This window comes from Actinomyces sp. ICM58, from assembly GCF_000283035.1.
GTDB lineage: Bacteria > Actinomycetota > Actinomycetes > Actinomycetales > Actinomycetaceae > Pauljensenia.
This window is the reverse complement of the sequence record NZ_ALIY01000024.1, coordinates 1-16,197: the sequence shown is the minus strand read 5'-3', so window position 1 is coordinate 16,197 and position 16,197 is coordinate 1. Positions and strand designations below refer to the sequence as shown.

The window sequence follows — 16,197 nt, the reverse complement described above, 5'->3', positions numbered from 1 at the left end:
CAGGCCGGGGGTCTGCGCTGCGCGCTCGCCAACCAGGACAATGCCGCCGGAGAGGGACTCGGCCAGGTCGGCGTAAGCGCCACCCGCCGCGATCGCGTCGACGACGCCGGGCTCGGCGCCGGGGGCCGCGTGCAGGACCCGCGCGTTCATCTTGCGCGAACCGTTGGAGGTGAAGGGCGCGACCGTGGCGACCGTCAGGCCCGACTTGCGCGTGGCCTTACGCAGGCGCAGGAACATGGCGCCGCATTCGTCCTCGGGCTCGAGGGCGACCAGCAGCACCTGCCCGGCGCTCTCCAGATCGGAGTACGTGACATCGAGGCCGGAGCCGGCCACGTGGGAAGCCAGGAAGGAGCGCTCCTCCTCGGAGGAGGGACGGGAACGGAAGTCGATCGAGTCGGAGCCGACGACCGTGCGCGCGAACTTCGACCATGCCCAGGCGTCCTCGAAGGTGAGGTGGCCGCCGGGCAGGAAGCCCACGGACGACCCCGCCTGCTCCAGGCCCTCGCGGACGCGGTCGAGCGCGTCGGACCAGGAGGTGGGGACCAGCTTGCCGTCCTCACGCACGAGCGGGTAGGTCAGGCGATCAACCTTGTCCCATTCGAAGGCGAAGCGGTCCTTGTCGGTGATCCACTCTTCGTTGACCTCGGGGTCGTTGCCGCTCATGCGACGAACGACCTCGCCGCGGCGCACGTCCTGGCGGATCGCACTGCCCGACGCGTCGTGCTCGGTCACGGACGCCGTCGACACGAGGTCGAAGGGACGTGCGCGGAAGCGGTAGGACGCTGCGGTCAGGGCGCCGACCGGGCAGATCTGGATGATGTTGCCCGAGAAGTAGGACGCGAAGGCACGGCCCGACACGTCGCGCTCGGCGACGGAGAGCTCACCCTCGTTGATCGATCCGACGATCGCGTCGGTGCCGAACGGGGACGACAGGGACGAGGTCGAGGCCTCCTTGGCCTTCGGGTCGAAGAAGTCCAGGGTGGTCGTGTCGAATCCGCCGACCTGCTCGCCCATGAAGTAGTGGTGCTCCGTGGGGGCGGTGCCGCCGCCACGCCCCTGCAGGTCCATGAACACGTCGCCCGAGATTTCCTTACCGAAGCGCACGCAGCGCTGGCACAGGATGCAGCGCTCGCGATCGAGCAGGATCTGGGAGGTCAGGCGCAGCGGCTTCTTAAAGGTGCGCTTGGCGTCCGTGAAGCGGGACTTGCCGCGGCCCTCCGTGAGCGCCTGATTCTGCAGGGGGCACTCGCCGCCCTTGTCGCAGACCGGGCAGTCCAGCGGGTGGTTGATGAGCAGGAACTCCATGACGCCGCGCTGGGCGCGGTCGACCACCTCGGAGGTGTGCTGGGTCTTGACGACCATGCCCGGGGTGACGGCCTGCGCACACGAGGGCTGGGGCTTGGGCATGAAGCGCAGCTCGCCCGTGTTGCGGTCGGGCATGCCGACCTCGACCAGGCACTGGCGGCACGCGGCCACGGGGGCCAGCAGCGGGTGGTCGCAGAAACGCGGGATCCGGATGCCGGCCTGCTCGGCCGCGCGGATCACGAGCGTGCCCTGGGGGACAGAAACCTGAACGTCGTCGATGGTGACGTCGATCATGTTGGGCGCGTCGCTCATCGGCCACCTCCTCGCGCGTAGTTAGCGGACGCCTCGTAGGGGAAAAGCTCGCGGGCGGGCGTGGTCAGGCCGGCCTCGAACTCGTCGCGGAAGCGCTTGATGCCCGACATGATCGGGGTTGCTGCGGCGTCGCCGAGCGGGCAGAAGCTGCGGCCCGCGATGTTGTGTGCGATCTCGTCGAGCAGGTCGACGTCGCCGGGGCGGCCCTCGCCTCGCTCGAGGCGCAGCATGATCTGCTTCATCCAGTAGGTGCCTTCGCGGCAGGGCGTGCACTTACCGCAGGACTCGTGCTGGTAGAACTCGGACCAGCGGGTGATGACGCGGACCACCGAGACGGTCTCGTCGAACACCTGCAGGGCACGCGTGCCCAGCATCGAACCGGCCGCGCCCACGGACTCGTAGTCCAGGGGCGTATCCAGCTCGTCTTCAGTGAAGATCGGCGTGGAGGAACCGCCGGGGGTCCAGAACTTCAGCTGGTGGCCCTCGCGGATGCCGCCCGCCATCTCGATAAGCTCGCGCATCGTGATGCCGAAGGGGGCCTCGAACTGGCCGGGGTGCGCCACGTGGCCCGACACGGAGAAGATGCCGTGGCCCTTGGACTTCTCGGTACCCATCGAGGCGAACCACTCGGGGGAGTTGCGGAAGATGCCCGCCACCTGAGCGATGGTCTCCACGTTGTTGACGACCGTGGGACGGGCGTACAGGCCGGCGACCGCGGGGAACGGGGGCTTGAGGCGCGGGTGGCCTCGGCGTCCCTCGAGGGAGTCCAGCAGGGCCGTCTCCTCACCGCAGATGTAGGCGCCGGCGCCCGCGTGGGCGGTAATGCGCAGGTCGCCGAGCACGCCGGCCTCGGTCGCCTCGCGCACGGCCTGCAGCAGGCGACGGTACACGTGGGTGACCTCGCCGCGCAGGTAGACGAACGCGTGGTCGCAGCCGATCGCGCGCGACGTGATCGCGATGCCCTCAATAAGGACGTGCGGGTTGCCCATGATGAGCGGGATGTCCTTGCAGGTGCCCGGCTCGGACTCGTCGGCGTTCACCACGAGGTAGCGGGGACCGCCGTCGGCCGGGGGCAGGAAGGACCACTTAAGGCCCGACGGGAAGCCTGCGCCACCGCGGCCTCGCAGGCCCGAGTCCTTGACGGCCTGCACGATGTCGGCGGGCTCCATGGTCCGGGCCTTTTCGAGGCCCTGGTAGCCGCCGCGGCCACGGTAGGAGTCCAGCGTCCAGGAACGCTCCTCTCCCCACCCGTTGGTGAGGATCGGGGTCAGCGGCCCGGGCGCAACGTATGCGGTGCTCACTTCGCCTTCACTCCCTTCTTATTCGAGGCCTTCGTGGGGGCCTGATCGGCGGCCTTGTCAGCCACCGGCTCGGTCCAGCCGTTCGCCGCTGCAATCTCGCGGCCCAGCAGGGTCGAGGGGCCAGCGGAGGGGCCCTCGTCCTCGTGGCCGTCCAGGAAGCCGGCCAGGACGCGCTCGTTCTCCTTGAAGGTGGGGCCCACGACAGGTCCGCGCGTCGGGTGGATGTCGCGGCCGGCCTGGATGTCCTCGATCATTGCCAGGGCCGATTCGGGGCTCTGGTTGTCGAAGAATTCCCAGTTGACCATGACGACAGGCGCGTAGTCGCACGCCGCGTTGCACTCGATGCGTTCGAGCGTGATCTTTCCGTCTTCGCTGGTCTCGTCGCTGCCAACGCCGACCTTCTCGGAGACCTTGTCCCAGATCTCGTCGCCGCCCATGACGGCGCACAGCGCGTTCGTGCACACGCCCACCAGGTAGTCGCCGGTGGGGTGGCGCTTGTACTGCGTGTAGAAGGTCGCGACGGCGCTGATCTCGGCGCGGGGCAGGTCCAGCGTGGCGGCGATGAAGTCAATGCCGTCCGGGCTGACGTAGCCGTCGACGGACTGGATCAGGTGCAGCATCGGCAGCAGCGCGGAGCGCGAGTGACCGTCCGGGTAGCGGGCGATGATCTGCGCGGCGTCCGCCTGCAGGCGTGCCAGGTTGTCGGGTGTGTAGCTCATCGGTCAACGCCTCCGAGAACGGGGTCGATAGCGGCCAGGGCGACGACCACGTCGGCCAGCTGGCCGCCCTCGGTCATCATGGCCAGTGCTTGCAGGTTGGCGAAGGAGGGGTCACGGAAGTGCGCGCGGAACGGGCGCGTGCCGCCGTCGGAGACGAGGTGGACGCCCAGGATGCCCTTCGCGTGCTCGACGGTCTGGTAGACCTGGCCGGCGGGCACGTGGAAGCCCTCCGTGACGAGCTTGAAGTGGTGGATGAGGGACTCCATGGACTCCCCCATGATCTCGCGGACGTGTTCGGCGGAGTTGCCCTGGCCGTCGGTGCCCACGGCCAGGCGCGCGGGCCAGGCGATTTCGGGGTCGGCGACCATGGTGGGCGCACCCTCGCACTGGTCGAGCTTGTCGAGGACCTGCCAGATGATGCGCATGGACTCGTAGCACTCGTCGAAGCGGACCATCGTGCGGTTGTAGACGTCGGACTTGTCGCGGGTGGGAACATCGAACTCGAAGTTCTCGTAGCCGCAGTAGGGCTGGCTCTTGCGCAGGTCCAGGGGCAGGCCGGCGGCGCGCACGCCGGGGCCGGTCGAGCCCAGGGCCATGAGGCCGCTCAGCGGCATGACGGCCACGTCGCACAGGCGCTTCTTGAAGATCGGGTTCTCCACGAGGATGTCCTGGAGCTCTCCGATATCCTTGCGGGCCCGGCGCAGGCGGTCGCGGATGTAGTCCGTGGTGCCCTCGCCGATGTCCTGCACGACGCCGCCGGGGCGAATGTACTCGTGGTTCATGCGCAGGCCGGTGATGCGCTCGAAGATGCGCAGGATTTCCTCGCGGCCGCGGAAGCCGATCGTCATGATCGTGGTGGCACCCATTTCGTTACCGGTCGAGCCGATGGCGACCAGGTGCGAGGCGATGCGGCACAGCTCCATCATGAGGATGCGGATGAGGGAGGCGCGCTCGGGGATGTCCTCTTCGATGCCGAGGAGCTTCTCGACGCCGAGGCAGTAGGCGGCCTCCTGGAAGAAGGGAGCCACGTAGTCCATGCGCGTGCAGTATGCAACGCCCTGAGCCCACGTGCGGTACTCCATGTTCTTCTCGATGCCGGTGTGCAGGTAGCCGGTGTCGACGCGGGTCTCGCGGACCTTCTCGCCGTCGAGCTCGAGGATGAGGCGCAGAACGCCGTGGGTCGCGGGGTGGACGGGGCCGAGGTTGACGACGATGCGCTCGGAGGTGATGGCCTCGATCTCGTGCAGGACGTCGTCCCAGTCGCCGCCCTGGGTGAGCACCTCGGGGATGTCCTCGATGGGCAGGTCGGTCTGGCCAGCGGGCGCGTGGAAAGCGGTGGTCATCAGTTCACACTCCTACGAACGTCGGCGGGTGCGTTGACGGCGCCCTTGAATTCGACGGGGATGCCGCCCAGCGGGTAGTCCTTGCGCTGGGGGTGTCCGACCCAGTCGTCGGGCATCGCGGTGCGCGTGAGCGAGGGGTGCCCAGTGAAGACAATGCCGATGAGGTCCCAGGTTTCGCGCTCCTGCCAGTCGTTTCCGGGGTAGACGGAGACGATGGAGGGGATACGGGGGTCCTCGTCGGGGCACGTGACCTCGAGGCGGATCATGCGGTTGTACGTGATCGAGTACAGGGGGTAGATGGCGTGCAGCTCGCGTCCCTTATCGAGGGGGTAGTGCGCGCCGTTGGTGCCCAGGCACAGCTCGAAGCGCAGGTCCGCGTCGTCGCGCAGGTACTGGGCGACGCGCTTGATGTGCTCGCGGGCGATGAAGATTCCGAGCTGTCCGCGGTCGATCGTGACCTTTTCGATGACGTTGGAAACTGTCAGGCCATCGGCGGCGATGAGCTCTTCGAGGACGTCAACGACCTGGTCGAACCAGCCGCCGTAGGGGCGGGAGGCCTCGCCGGGCAGGAAGGAATCGGTCACGAGGCCGGCGAAGCCGGAGGTGGAGGAGTCGGTGCCCGCGCCGAAGAGGCCTTCACGGTGTGCGATGGGCTCGGGGAGGGCGAAACCGCGCTGGGACGAGGCCGGGGCGACCTCGGCGGGCGCGTTTTCCTCGGGGGTGGAAAGGTCGCTCATGCGAGGAGTCCCTTCATCTGGTGGGTGGGGGTCGCCTCGAGGGCGGCCTGCTCGGCGCGGCGCGCGATTTCGCGGCGGTGGACGCCGAGGGGTTCCTTGCCGATCTGCTCACGCAGGACGAGGACCGCGTGGATGAGGGCCTCGGGGCGGGGAGGGCATCCGGGCAGGTACACGTCGACGGGAACGATGTGGTCGCAGCCTTGGACGACGGCGTAGTTGTTGAAGACGCCGCCGGAGGACGCGCAGGCACCCATGGAGATGACCCACTTGGGTTCGGGCATCGAGTCGTAGACGCGGCGGATGATGGGGGCCATCTTGTGCGACACGCGCCCCGACACGATCATCATGTCGGAGTGACGCGGCGAGGCGCGGAAGACCTCGAGGCCGAAGCGCGCCATGTCGAATCGGGGGGTACCGGCGGCCATCATCTCGATGGCGCAGCACGCCAGGCCCATGGTGACGGGCCACTGGCTGTACTTGCGTGCGAGCCCGAGGACCTTTTCGACGCTGGTCAGCGCGATGCCCGCGGGCAGGGATTCTTCAAGTCCCACTTGTCTTTCCTTACTTCTCTATTAGTAGTCCAGGCCGCCGCGTCGCCATTCGTAGGCGTAGGGGACGCAGAGGGTGACCAGGAAGCTCATCATGACGACCAGTCCGAACAGGCCCAGCTGGTTGAAGCTGACGGCCCACGGGTACATGAACACAACTTCAATGTCGAAGATAATGAAGGTCATGGCGACCAGGTAGTAGCGCACCGGGAAGCGGCCCTCGGTGAGGTGAGCGCTGGTCGGCTGGATGCCGCACTCGTAGTTGTCGGCCTTAGTTGTGGACTTCTTGGTGGGGCCCAGGATCGCGGAGGCGACCAGGCCTCCGAAAGCCAGTACGAGGGCGGCTGCCGACATGATGAGCAGCGGCACGTAGGGATTCGTCATCGTTCCTCCCGGTTATGGGTGGTGGTGGTCATGCGGGGCGCACCACCTTGGTCAGCATGGTGATGAGTTGGTCGTCGAAGTCCCCTCCGGTCCTCTCGTACCCGTCCGACAGGAGTTTGTGGACGAGCGTCATGAGGCGCGGGATGGGCAGCCCGACGTTCGTGCAGGTGCGCATGATCGTCGGGTTTTCGATGAGCGCGACGAAGATGCGGCCGAGCTGGTAGTAGCCGCCGTATTCGTCGCGAAGCATGTGGGGGTATTCGCTCATGGCGCGGTCGATGCCGGCGCGGTGGGAGCGGGCCAGGGCCTGGGCGATGCAGGAGGCGGCGTAGCGTCCGGCCTTCATGGCGGGGGCGATGCCTTCGCCGTTGTAGGGGGAGACCATGCCGCCGGCGTCGCCGACGAGGACGAGGCCCTGGGTGTAGTGGGGCTTGCGGTTGAAGCTCATGGGCAGGGCGGCGGAGCGAAGCTGACCGATTTGGTTGTCGGGGGTGAAGCCCCATTCTTCGGGCAGGTTCGCGGTCCAGGCCTTGAAGACCTCGCGGTAGGGCAGGTTGGTGGCGCCGGCGCGCGAGGCGACGGAGCCGAGGCCGACGTTGACGATGCCCTCGCCCATGGGGAAGATCCAGCCGTAGCCGGGCAGCAGGTCGGAGGCGCCCGGGGCGCCGCTCCACAGTTCGAGGTGGGATTCCATCCATTCTTCGTCGCCGCGGGGGCTCGCGAAGTAGGCGCGTGCGGCGACGCCCATGGGGCGGTTCATCTTCTTTTCGAGGCCGAGGCCGGTGGCCAGTCGGGCGGCCACTCCCCCGGCGTCGACGACGATGGAGGCGCGCACCTCGAAGGTGGTGGAGTCCTTGCCGCGCCCGCTCTTAGCGCTCACGCCGACGACGCGGCCGGAGCCGTCCTGGATGGCGCCGACGACGGTGACGCCCTCGTAGAGGCGGGCGCCGGCTTCGACGGCACGCTGCGCGAGCACGTGGTCGAGGTCCACGCGGGCTCGTGTCATGCCGTAGCCGGGCAGGGATTTCTGGTCGGGCCAGTCCATGTGGACGGTGTGGCCGCCGCCGATGACGGTCAGGCCGCGGTTTCGCATCCAGCCGGTGGTGTCCACGCCCATCGCGATGAGTTCGTGGACGGCGGCCGGGGTGAGCCCGTCGCCGCAGATTTTGTCGCGCGGGAAGGGGCTTTTCTCGAGGAGGATGACGTCGAGGCCGGCTCTGGCCAGGTGGTAGGCGGTGGAGGACCCGCCCGGGCCTGCGCCGACGACGACGACGTCAGCGCTCATGTCGCTAGGCATGGTGGATGCCACGGCATTCCTCCGTTGTGTGGGCGCGCGGGTGCATCCGCGCAAGTGTGCAAGGCGGATGAGGTGTGCACATCACCTCATTCCGCATGCCAGCCTAGCTAGGTCACCCTCACCCCGGCGACCGAGCGCACTTTTTGGCGTCTTTTGGGGCAACGAGGCCGGGGCGGGCCGCGCCCTCCACCCCCATTTGCGCAACGTTTCCCTGTCGTAAATGTTGGCGGCAACCTCGCTTCCGCGAGCGCTGACGAGGGCTGGCCCCGCCGAACGAGGCCGACGCGCCCGCTCGTGACGGGCTCGCGCCGACGCCCTTCCGACCTCGTTCCCGTCCACCTACTCGCAATACTTGTCACACAAGCGATTACTCGAACAATTATCGCGAATCTTGCGCGCGCCGATGCCGTAATGCTTAACTTGACAGCCGCGGAGACCCGGATCGCACATCGCTGCGATGCCACGCGCGCGGACTCCACGCGACGCGCCCACGCCGCACCACGTCCCCAGCCGCAGCACAGACTGAAAGGACCCTCGTGAAGAGGAAAGTTACTCGCATCGCCATCGCTCTGGCGGCCGCCGTCGGGCTGGCGGGAGCCACCCTGCCGGCCACGGCCTCGTCGGCCGCCACACCCCAATGGACGACCCTCGCGGCGGCACCGGCCCCGGTGTCGAACCCGATGAAGGGCTTCATGCCGTGGGCACCCGCCCCCGGCGGCAAGCCCGTCCTCGCTCAAGGATCGCTGCCGTACACGCTCGAATGGGCAACCTTCCCGCTCAAAAACATCGTCACCGGCCGCGACTCCTACGACTTCACCACGGTCGACGCCATGCTCGATTCCATCGCGGCGCGCGGACACCAGGGTGTCATCCGCTTCTACGTCGACACCCCGGGCGAGTCCTCGGCGCTGCCCCAATACCTCATCGACGGCGGCACGGACACGAGCCGCAAGTACGACTTCCACGGCAACAAGAAGAAGTCTTTCTCCCCCAACTACGACGACCCGAACGTGAAGGAGATGCTCCTGCACTTCGTCGCAGCCCTCGGCGAACGCTACGACGGGGACCCGCGCATCGGCTACATCACCGCGGGCCTGTACGGCTTCTGGGGCGAGGAGCACACCTACCCCTACAACGGCACTGTCAGCACGGATAACCCGGACGGCATCAACTGGATGCCCTCCGACGAGTTTCGCGCCCAGCTCGTCGAGGCCTGGGACGATGCCTTCGACGACACGTTCATCCAGAACCGCTACCCCACCGAGGCCACGAAGGCGCACGGCGTGGGCTACCACGATGATTCCTTCGGATACGCGACCCTGGAGGGAACCAGCTGGCACTTCCTCCCCAAGCTGAAGAAGCAGGGCGAGGAGGACGCCTGGCAGCACGCCCCGATCGGCGGCGAGCTCTACCCGCCCATCCAGACGTGCATCTTCTCCACGCCGCTGACCTGCAAGAACGCCGACGCCCAGATCAAGGACGGGCGCGACTACGACGCCCTCGGCTCGATTGAGGGTGCGCACGCCACGTGGCTCATCAACCAGGCCGCCTTCTCGAAGGGGTACGTGGGCGAGGACCTGACGCGCGCCCGGGCTGCGAGCGCGGCGCTCGGCTACACGCTGCAGGCCACCCGCACGTCGGCGACGTACCACGGCGCAAAGGCCACCGTGGTCGTCGACATTAAGAACACGGGCAGCGCCCCGTTCTACGCGACGTGGCCGCTCGAGGTCGTCCTCGTTGATTCGAAGGGGACGATTGTGGCCAGCCAGACCCTCGAGTCTCCGCTTCCGTCGGTTCTCCCGGGCCAGACCGGGACGGTGACCGCGCGTGTCACGCTGCCCTCGGAGTACCGGTCGAATGACTCGGCGCGGGGGCTGACCGCCGCGATCCGCGTCGTCAACCCGCTGCCGAACGGCGCGCCGGTCGCCTTCGCGAACGAGACCATGGATAAGCCGTTGCCCGGCTACCTGGGCCTCACGACACTGAGCCGAGGCCGCGCTCCGAAGAACTAACAACGAGGCCGGGGCGGCGTCACCTGCGCGCGGGCGCTGAGCCCACCCCGCCCCGAGGGCGCGCCGCGCTTTCGGCACCCAACGCGAGAGGCCGGGACCCCACGGGAGGGGCCCCAGCCTCGTCGTTGGTCACACTACGGGAGCGGCTTGACGGCGCGGTGCATGCAGGCGATGCCGCCGGTCAGGTTGCGGTATTCGACCTCGCTCCAGCCGTTGGCGGCCACCATGCGCGCAATGTCCTCCTGCGCGGGCCACTGGCGGATCGACTCGACGAGGTAGTCGTAGGCCCCGTCGTTCGTGGAGGCCAGGCGCGCCATCGTCGGCATGACCGTCTTCTGGTAGACGTTGTACAGGCTGCGGAACGCGCGCGAGGGCGGGGTGGAGAACTCCAGGATCACGAGGCGCCCGCGGGGGCGCACGACGCGCGCCATTTCGCGCAGCGCGAGCGCGGGATCGGGAATGTTGCGCAGGCCCCAGGAGATGGTGACCGCGTCGAAGGAGCCGTCTTCGAAGTCGAGGTCCATGGCGTTACCGTGGACGAATTCGAGCTCGGGGTGGCGTTCGCGTCCGACCTCAATCATGCCCTCCGACAGGTCGCAGGCGACGACTTCGGCGCCACCCTTGGCCAGGGAGGCGGCCGACGCGCCGGTGCCGGCGGCCAGGTCGAGGATGCGTTCGCCGGGGTGGGGGGCGACTGCCTTGCGCAGCGCGGTCATCCAGACATGGTTCAAACCGCCCGTCATCAGCGTGTCCATCATGTCGTAACGCGTGGCGACGGAGTCGAACATCGTTGCAATCTCTTCGGGGACCTTGGTGAGGTCGGCGCGTGGGGCTTCTGTCATGCGTTAATCCTCCCACGTCTTTTAGCGCGCCGCCGCCCCTGCTCCTACCATTGGACCCATGCATGAAGACTTTGGCTGCTCGCGCCTTGTTTTTCGGGCGTTGGTCCTACCCCCCGAGCACCCGGGGTCTACTTGCTCACTGACGTCCCTGCTTCCGCCGTCGGGTGGCGCTGCGTGGTTGGGTGAGCGCCGCCAGATGGTGGGCCTCGGGCGTGCGCTGACGCTCGAATCCGCGGCCCCGGACGTGATCGCGCAGGTGCGCCGCGCGTGGGAAGCTACCCCCGTCTCATCTTCCGCCCCGACCGCTTGCGCAGCACGCCCCGGCGAGGCCACCCCGGCCTCGCCCCCCACCGGCGACGCCCCCTCCCCCGTCCTGTTCGCGTCCTTCGCGTTCCGGTCCCCCGCCCGCTCGGTGGCCTTCGTGCCGGCGTTGACTCTCATCGACGAGGCCGGGGCGCGTTGGGCGATCACGGCGGGCATCGGGCAGGCCCCGGATCCGTTGGCGGCGGTTGATGCTGCCCTGGCCGAGGCGAGGCCCGCTCCCCGCGTGCCGGAGTCCTTGACATTTGGGCAGGGGTCGATGTCGCGGACCCAGTGGCGCGATTCGGTGCGCTCGATGGCGGCTCGCCTGCGCGAGGGCGCCGCCGACAAGGCCGTCATGGCGCGCGACATGACGATCCGCTGCCCGCACGGCTTCGACGAGCGTTTCCTGCTCGAGCGCCTGAGCGACCTGTATCCGTCGACGTGGCGGTTTTGTGTGGATTCGCTGGTGGGAGCCTCCCCCGAGATGCTGATCGCCGCCGCCTGCGGGACCGCGTCGTCGCGCGTCCTGGCTGGCACGTGTAAGCCCGGCGAGGGGCAGGCCTTGGCGTCGAGTGCGAAGGACCTGCGCGAGCACGAGTTGGCGTCGGAGTCGGTGTCCTCCATCCTGGAGTGTCTGTGCCTGGACGTGCGCGCGCAGGGCCCGTTCCTGCTCGCCCTTCCCAACGTCGTGCACCTGGCGACGGACATTCACGCGCGTTTGGGGGCAGCTCACCTGCTGGACCTGGTCGCCGCCCTGCATCCGACGGCGGCCGTGTGCGGGACGCCCCGCGACGCCGCGATGCGCCTGATCGAAGAGCTGGAGGACACCGAGCGTGGCCGCTACTCCGGGCCGGTGGGCTGGGTGGACACGGCCGGCAACGGCGAGTTCGCGATCGCCCTGCGCTGCGGGCTGGCGTCGGGGACGCGCCTGCGCCTGTTTGCCGGGGCCGGCATCATGCCGGATTCGGACCCCGACTTGGAGTTGACCGAGACGGAAGCGAAGATGCGTCCGCTCCTGGACGCCCTCGGGGTCTGAGGCCGGCGGGACGCTCGGTCGTCGGCTGGGGGTCTGTCGCGTTCGAGTGCGATCTACCGGCCCACCGCCGATTCGCGCGGCCCTCATTCCGGGCCCTCAATCCCCGGCCACATATGCGATCTGTAGCGCCTGTATCCAACACCAGCCCCACCGCATGACGACGCTCTGGTGTCAAACGACGACGAGCGCCCGTCACAGGCACCCCACCTTCCGCAGGCACTGGCACCAGCTTAACGAAGTGCCAACAACACAGGCCTGAGACCAGAGAGATTGACAGGTTCCCAGACCCAGCAGATTCGGCCATCACGCCGATAGGTAACCAACATCCGGATAGGTAACCAACATCCGGATAGCTTAATAACCTATCCAGATGAGTCGTTCCTATCCAGATAAGCGGTTCCTATCCAGATGCAACACCACAGGCCACACCCCACCCCAACATCCGGATAGGTTACCAACATCCGGATAGGTTACCAACATCCGGATAGGTTACCAACATCCGGATAGCTTAATAACCTATCCAGATAAGTCGTTCCTATCCAGATAAGTCGTTCCTATCCAGATAAGCGGTTCCTATCCAGATGCAACGCCACAAGCCACACCCCACCCCAACATCCGGATAGGTAACCAACATCCGGATAGCTTAATAACCTATCCAGATAAGTCGTTCCTATCCAGATAAGTGGTTCCTATCCAGATGCAACACCACAAGCCACACCCCACCCCAACATCCGGATAGGTAACCAACATCTGTATAGGTTACCAACATCCGGATAGGTTAATAACCTATCCAGATACGTCGTTCCTATCCATGGGGTTGTGCGCAAGTTGTTGACGGTTTGTTTATGCGGCTTTTGTCCAGGCCGCTTGGTGTAGTTCGTATTCGATGGGGGATTTGCCGCCGTGGCTGGTGTGGATGCGGGGTGATCGCACAAGGCCACGGCCGCGTTGCAGCGGAGGTGATCGATGGTCCCCGGGTCGAGAACTCACGGATCAGGCGGCACAACACGCCTCCACCCACACTCAACTATGAAGAGCCCATTCCTCCCCTCATCGAGGATGCAGAGGCCCGGCCTGTTTGGCCTTCGAGATGTACACCGCTGGAATCTTCGTGGCCTCCCCATCCAGCCACTCCTCAGCATTGCCCTCGTTCTTCACGCGCAAAGGCCCGCCGCCCCTGCGAGGGGCGGCGGGGCCTGGTCAGCGCGCAGCACTCGCCGCCACGTGCGCACTCGCCCCAACGGACGCACTCGCCGCCACGGGCACACTCGCCGCCACGGGCACTCACGTCACGCCGCCACGGGCACACTTGCCGCCACGGGCACTCACGTCACGCCTCAACGGACGCACTCGCCGCCACGGGCACTCACGTCACGCCTCAACGGACGCACTCGCCGCCAAGGGCACTCACGTCACGCCTCAACGGGCACACTCGCGGCCACGGGCACTCACGTCACACCTCAACGGGCACACTTGCCGCCACGGGCACTCACGTCACGCCGCCACGTGCACACTCGCCGCCACGGGCGCACCCGCTTTACTGGATCGTGACCGACACGTCCTGTGTCTGCCCGTTGCGCTCGATCGTCATGGTGACGGTGTCGCCCGCGCGGTAGCGGCGCACGTAGCCGACGAGCTGTTTCGGGCTGGTGACTTCCTGCCCTTCGACTGTGAGGATCACGTCCCCGACTCGCAGTCCGGCGATGGCGGCCCCCGACCCGGAGGTGACCTCCTGGATTTCGGCGCCGACGTAGGTGTCGGAGCCGACGGTGGCGGTGGCGGCTTTGACGGTGACGCCGAGCATGCCATGGGAGGCTGAGCCGGAGGCGATCAGCTGGTCGGCAACAGAGACGACCAGGTCGGAGGGGATCGCGAAGCCCAGGCCGATGGAGCCAGCCTGCCCGTCGGAGGAGGTCGCCAGGGACTTGATCGAGGAGTTGATGCCGATGACGGCGCCGGTCGCGTCGAAGAGCGGGCCGCCGGAATTGCCGGGGTTGATGGAGGCGTCGATCTGGATGGCGTTGGTGATGACTAGGTCGGAGGACGCCTGCGTTTGGTCCTGGGAGGTGGAGTCCTCGTCCATGGATACCTCGACGGGGCGGTTCAGTGCGGAGACGATGCCGGTCGTGACTGTGTTGGACAGGCCCAGTGGCGCGCCGATCGCCATGACGGGTGCGCCGACCTGGAGGGTTGAGGAGGTCGCGAAGCGGGCGACGGTCAAGTCTTCGGGCGGGTTGTCGAGGCGGATGACCGCCAGGTCCGTCGTCTTGTCGTGGCCGACGACGCGCGCGGCGTAGAGTCGCCCGTCCGCCAGGGTGACTTGGATTTGCCCGCCCGTGAGCACGGAGGAGATGACGTGGTAGTTGGTGACGATGTCGCCCTGGGCGTCGTAGATGACGCCGGAGCCGGTACTGCCGGACGAGGCGCCTTGCGCCTGGATGGTGACGACGGCCGGGGAGACGGCGGAGGCGACGGCGGTCCAGTCGGTGGCGTCTGAGGAGGCGGGGACGGTTGCGACGGTGCCGCTGTTGAGGTTCGTCGGCGTGGAGGCTCGCAGCATCGCGGGGCGCACGTAGAAGAGCGCACCCAGGGTCAGGCCGACCGTCAGGAGCATCGCGCCCAGGAGCGCTCCCCAGCCCGGGCCCTTCTTGGTCACGATGACCGTGGGTCCGACCGCCTCGGACGAGGCCGGGGCCGCGTATCCGCCGTAGGGTTCGCCCGTGGGAGCGGAGTAGGTGCCGCCGACCGCTGGGGTGTCCTGTGCGGAGGGGGCGGGGTTCTCCGTCGCCGGAGTTGCGGGCGGGATGTCGGGCGCCGCTGCGGCGCCGGAGGCGGGAATCTGAGACTCGTTCATGATGTCCTCTGGTGTCAGTTCATAAGTTGTTCACCAGTATGCGTCGTTTCCTCCAAGGCGCACTGGAAGCTCCCTGTGAGTTCCCTGAAAACCGTGACCGTGTCCACCGGCACGCCGCACCGTCAGTTCGCCGCACCCGTCAGTTCGCCGCGTCCACCGGCACGCCGCACCCGTCAACACGCCGCGCCCACCGGCACGCCGCACCCGTCAACATGCCGCGCCGCGCAGGGCCGCGTACAGGTGCGCGGCCCGTTCGACGGGCGCGTGGATGAGGCGGGGTCCCGCCGCGGGGGCAGCGAGGATTGCGGCGAGTTCGCGCGGGTGGGTGGCGCGCGCGAAACCGACGCCGTAGGCGGTGGCGAGGGCCTCGTAGTTGACGTTTTGGGCGACGCCGAACCAGCGGTCGTAGGCCTCGGGGGTGGTGGCGCGGCCGTGTTCGAGGGTGGCGAAGATGCCGCCGCCGGAGTCGTCGGCGAGGACGATGTCGAGCTGGGCTCCCGTGGCCGCGGCGAGCGCGAGGGAGGATGCGTCGTGGCACAGCGTCAGGTCACCCATGACGGCGGTGACGCGCGGGGCGCGGGCCGGCTCCGCTGCTTTCCCGCCCCGAGGGGATCCGGGGGCCGAGGCCTCGTCAGGGTGGGCGACGGCGCCGAGCCCGAGGGCCACGCCGACCGCGGTGGCGACGGTCCCGTCGATGCCAGCCTGGCCTCGGTTGGAGTACACGAGGCGCCCGGACAGGGAGGCGACACCCAGGTCGAAGGCGCGCACGGGGTTGGAAGCGCCGAGCACGAGCGGGCCGGACGTGGCGGAGGCGACGGCGCGCGCCAGATCGATCATCGTGCGCCCGGACTCGCGGGCGAGGAGCTGGTCGATGCGCGCCCCGGCGCCTGCGGAGAGGGCCTGGACGCTCATCGACCAGTCGGCCAGGCGGCCCGGCACCGGGCCCTCGGGGGCTTGAAGGTCGGCGACGACCGTGGTCGCGTTGCCCGAGATGTCCACCCAGGGCGCGCAGGGGTCCGCGACGACGACGCGCACGTCGGGGCGTGCGAGGAGCGCGTGGATGGGGCGCGACAGGGTCGGGCGCCCGGTGACGACGACGGTGTCGACCTGGCGCGCGAGGTCGGAGGAGACGATAGCCTGCTCGAAGGGGGTGACGCCGCCGAGGGCCCACGCCCCGGAGGCTGGTTCGGCCAGGAGGGGGAAG

Annotated in this window: 13 protein-coding genes; 2 read left to right on the top strand and 11 right to left on the bottom strand. The window is 68.0% G+C overall.

The genetic code is table 11. The annotated features are described in order from the left end of the window. From HMPREF1138_RS01205 to HMPREF1138_RS01170, 8 genes are all read right to left on the bottom strand, one after another. Positions 1-1,617 (bottom strand): 2Fe-2S iron-sulfur cluster-binding protein (locus tag HMPREF1138_RS01205; RefSeq protein WP_009055554.1); only part of this gene is annotated, 1,617 nt, incomplete at its 3' end. Next, a complete protein-coding gene (gene nuoF / locus HMPREF1138_RS01200; protein WP_009055534.1) occupies positions 1,614-2,918 on the bottom strand; it encodes an NADH-quinone oxidoreductase subunit NuoF in 1,305 nt (434 codons plus the stop codon). The genes HMPREF1138_RS01205 and nuoF, both read right to left, overlap by 4 nt. After that, positions 2,915-3,637 (bottom strand): NADH-quinone oxidoreductase subunit NuoE, encoded by a 723-nt coding sequence (gene nuoE, locus HMPREF1138_RS01195; RefSeq protein ID WP_009055568.1) that lies wholly within the window; start codon positions 3,635-3,637, stop codon positions 2,915-2,917. Before nuoE ends, nuoF begins: the two co-directional genes overlap by 4 nt. After that, the gene (locus HMPREF1138_RS01190; protein ID WP_009055544.1) at positions 3,634-4,980 is read right to left on the bottom strand and encodes an NADH-quinone oxidoreductase subunit D; all 1,347 of its coding nucleotides are present in this window, start codon (positions 4,978-4,980) and stop codon (positions 3,634-3,636) included. The genes nuoE and HMPREF1138_RS01190 overlap by 4 nt, the downstream gene beginning before the upstream one ends. Further along, positions 4,980-5,717: an NADH-quinone oxidoreductase subunit C gene (locus HMPREF1138_RS01185; protein WP_009055538.1), complete on the bottom strand. Its 738-nt coding sequence runs from the start codon at positions 5,715-5,717 to the stop codon at positions 4,980-4,982. The genes HMPREF1138_RS01190 and HMPREF1138_RS01185 overlap by 1 nt, the downstream gene beginning before the upstream one ends. Continuing rightward, positions 5,714-6,268, bottom strand: coding sequence for an NADH-quinone oxidoreductase subunit B (locus HMPREF1138_RS01180; protein WP_009055546.1), 555 nt, complete (start codon positions 6,266-6,268; stop codon positions 5,714-5,716). Before HMPREF1138_RS01180 ends, HMPREF1138_RS01185 begins: the two co-directional genes overlap by 4 nt. Positions 6,269-6,289: 21 nt before the next feature. Continuing rightward, on the bottom strand, positions 6,290-6,649 hold the full coding sequence (locus tag HMPREF1138_RS01175) for an NADH-quinone oxidoreductase subunit A (protein ID WP_009055563.1): 360 nt from the start codon (positions 6,647-6,649) through the stop codon (positions 6,290-6,292). A 28-nt stretch (positions 6,650-6,677) separates the two neighbouring features. After that, positions 6,678-7,946 carry a geranylgeranyl reductase family protein gene (locus HMPREF1138_RS01170; RefSeq protein WP_202898327.1) on the bottom strand — a complete coding sequence of 423 codons (1,269 nt, stop codon included), beginning with the start codon at positions 7,944-7,946 and terminating at the stop codon, positions 6,678-6,680. 536 nt (positions 7,947-8,482) lie between these two features. Between HMPREF1138_RS01170 and HMPREF1138_RS01165 the strand changes: the two genes are divergently transcribed. Further along, entirely contained in the window at positions 8,483-9,958 is a 1,476-nt protein-coding gene (locus HMPREF1138_RS01165; RefSeq protein ID WP_009055536.1) for a DUF4832 domain-containing protein, read from the top strand. Positions 9,959-10,092: 134 nt separating this feature from the next. On the opposite strand, the gene HMPREF1138_RS01160 is transcribed toward HMPREF1138_RS01165, so the two are convergent. After that, positions 10,093-10,800: a class I SAM-dependent methyltransferase gene (locus HMPREF1138_RS01160; protein ID WP_009055542.1), complete on the bottom strand. Its 708-nt coding sequence runs from the start codon at positions 10,798-10,800 to the stop codon at positions 10,093-10,095. Positions 10,801-10,996: 196 nt separating this feature from the next. Here HMPREF1138_RS01160 and HMPREF1138_RS01155 point away from each other — a divergent pair, with 196 nt between their 5' ends. Next, positions 10,997-12,139, top strand: a complete 1,143-nt coding sequence (locus HMPREF1138_RS01155; RefSeq protein WP_009055566.1) for an isochorismate synthase — start codon at positions 10,997-10,999, stop codon at positions 12,137-12,139. A gap of 1,537 nt (positions 12,140-13,676) precedes the next feature. On the opposite strand, the gene HMPREF1138_RS01150 is transcribed toward HMPREF1138_RS01155, so the two are convergent. Further along, positions 13,677-14,993, bottom strand: a complete 1,317-nt coding sequence (locus HMPREF1138_RS01150; protein ID WP_009055551.1) for a S1C family serine protease — start codon at positions 14,991-14,993, stop codon at positions 13,677-13,679. Positions 14,994-15,200: 207 nt separating this feature from the next. Next, the coding region (locus tag HMPREF1138_RS01145; protein WP_009055539.1) for a thiamine pyrophosphate-dependent enzyme at positions 15,201-16,197 on the bottom strand (997 nt) is incomplete at its 5' end.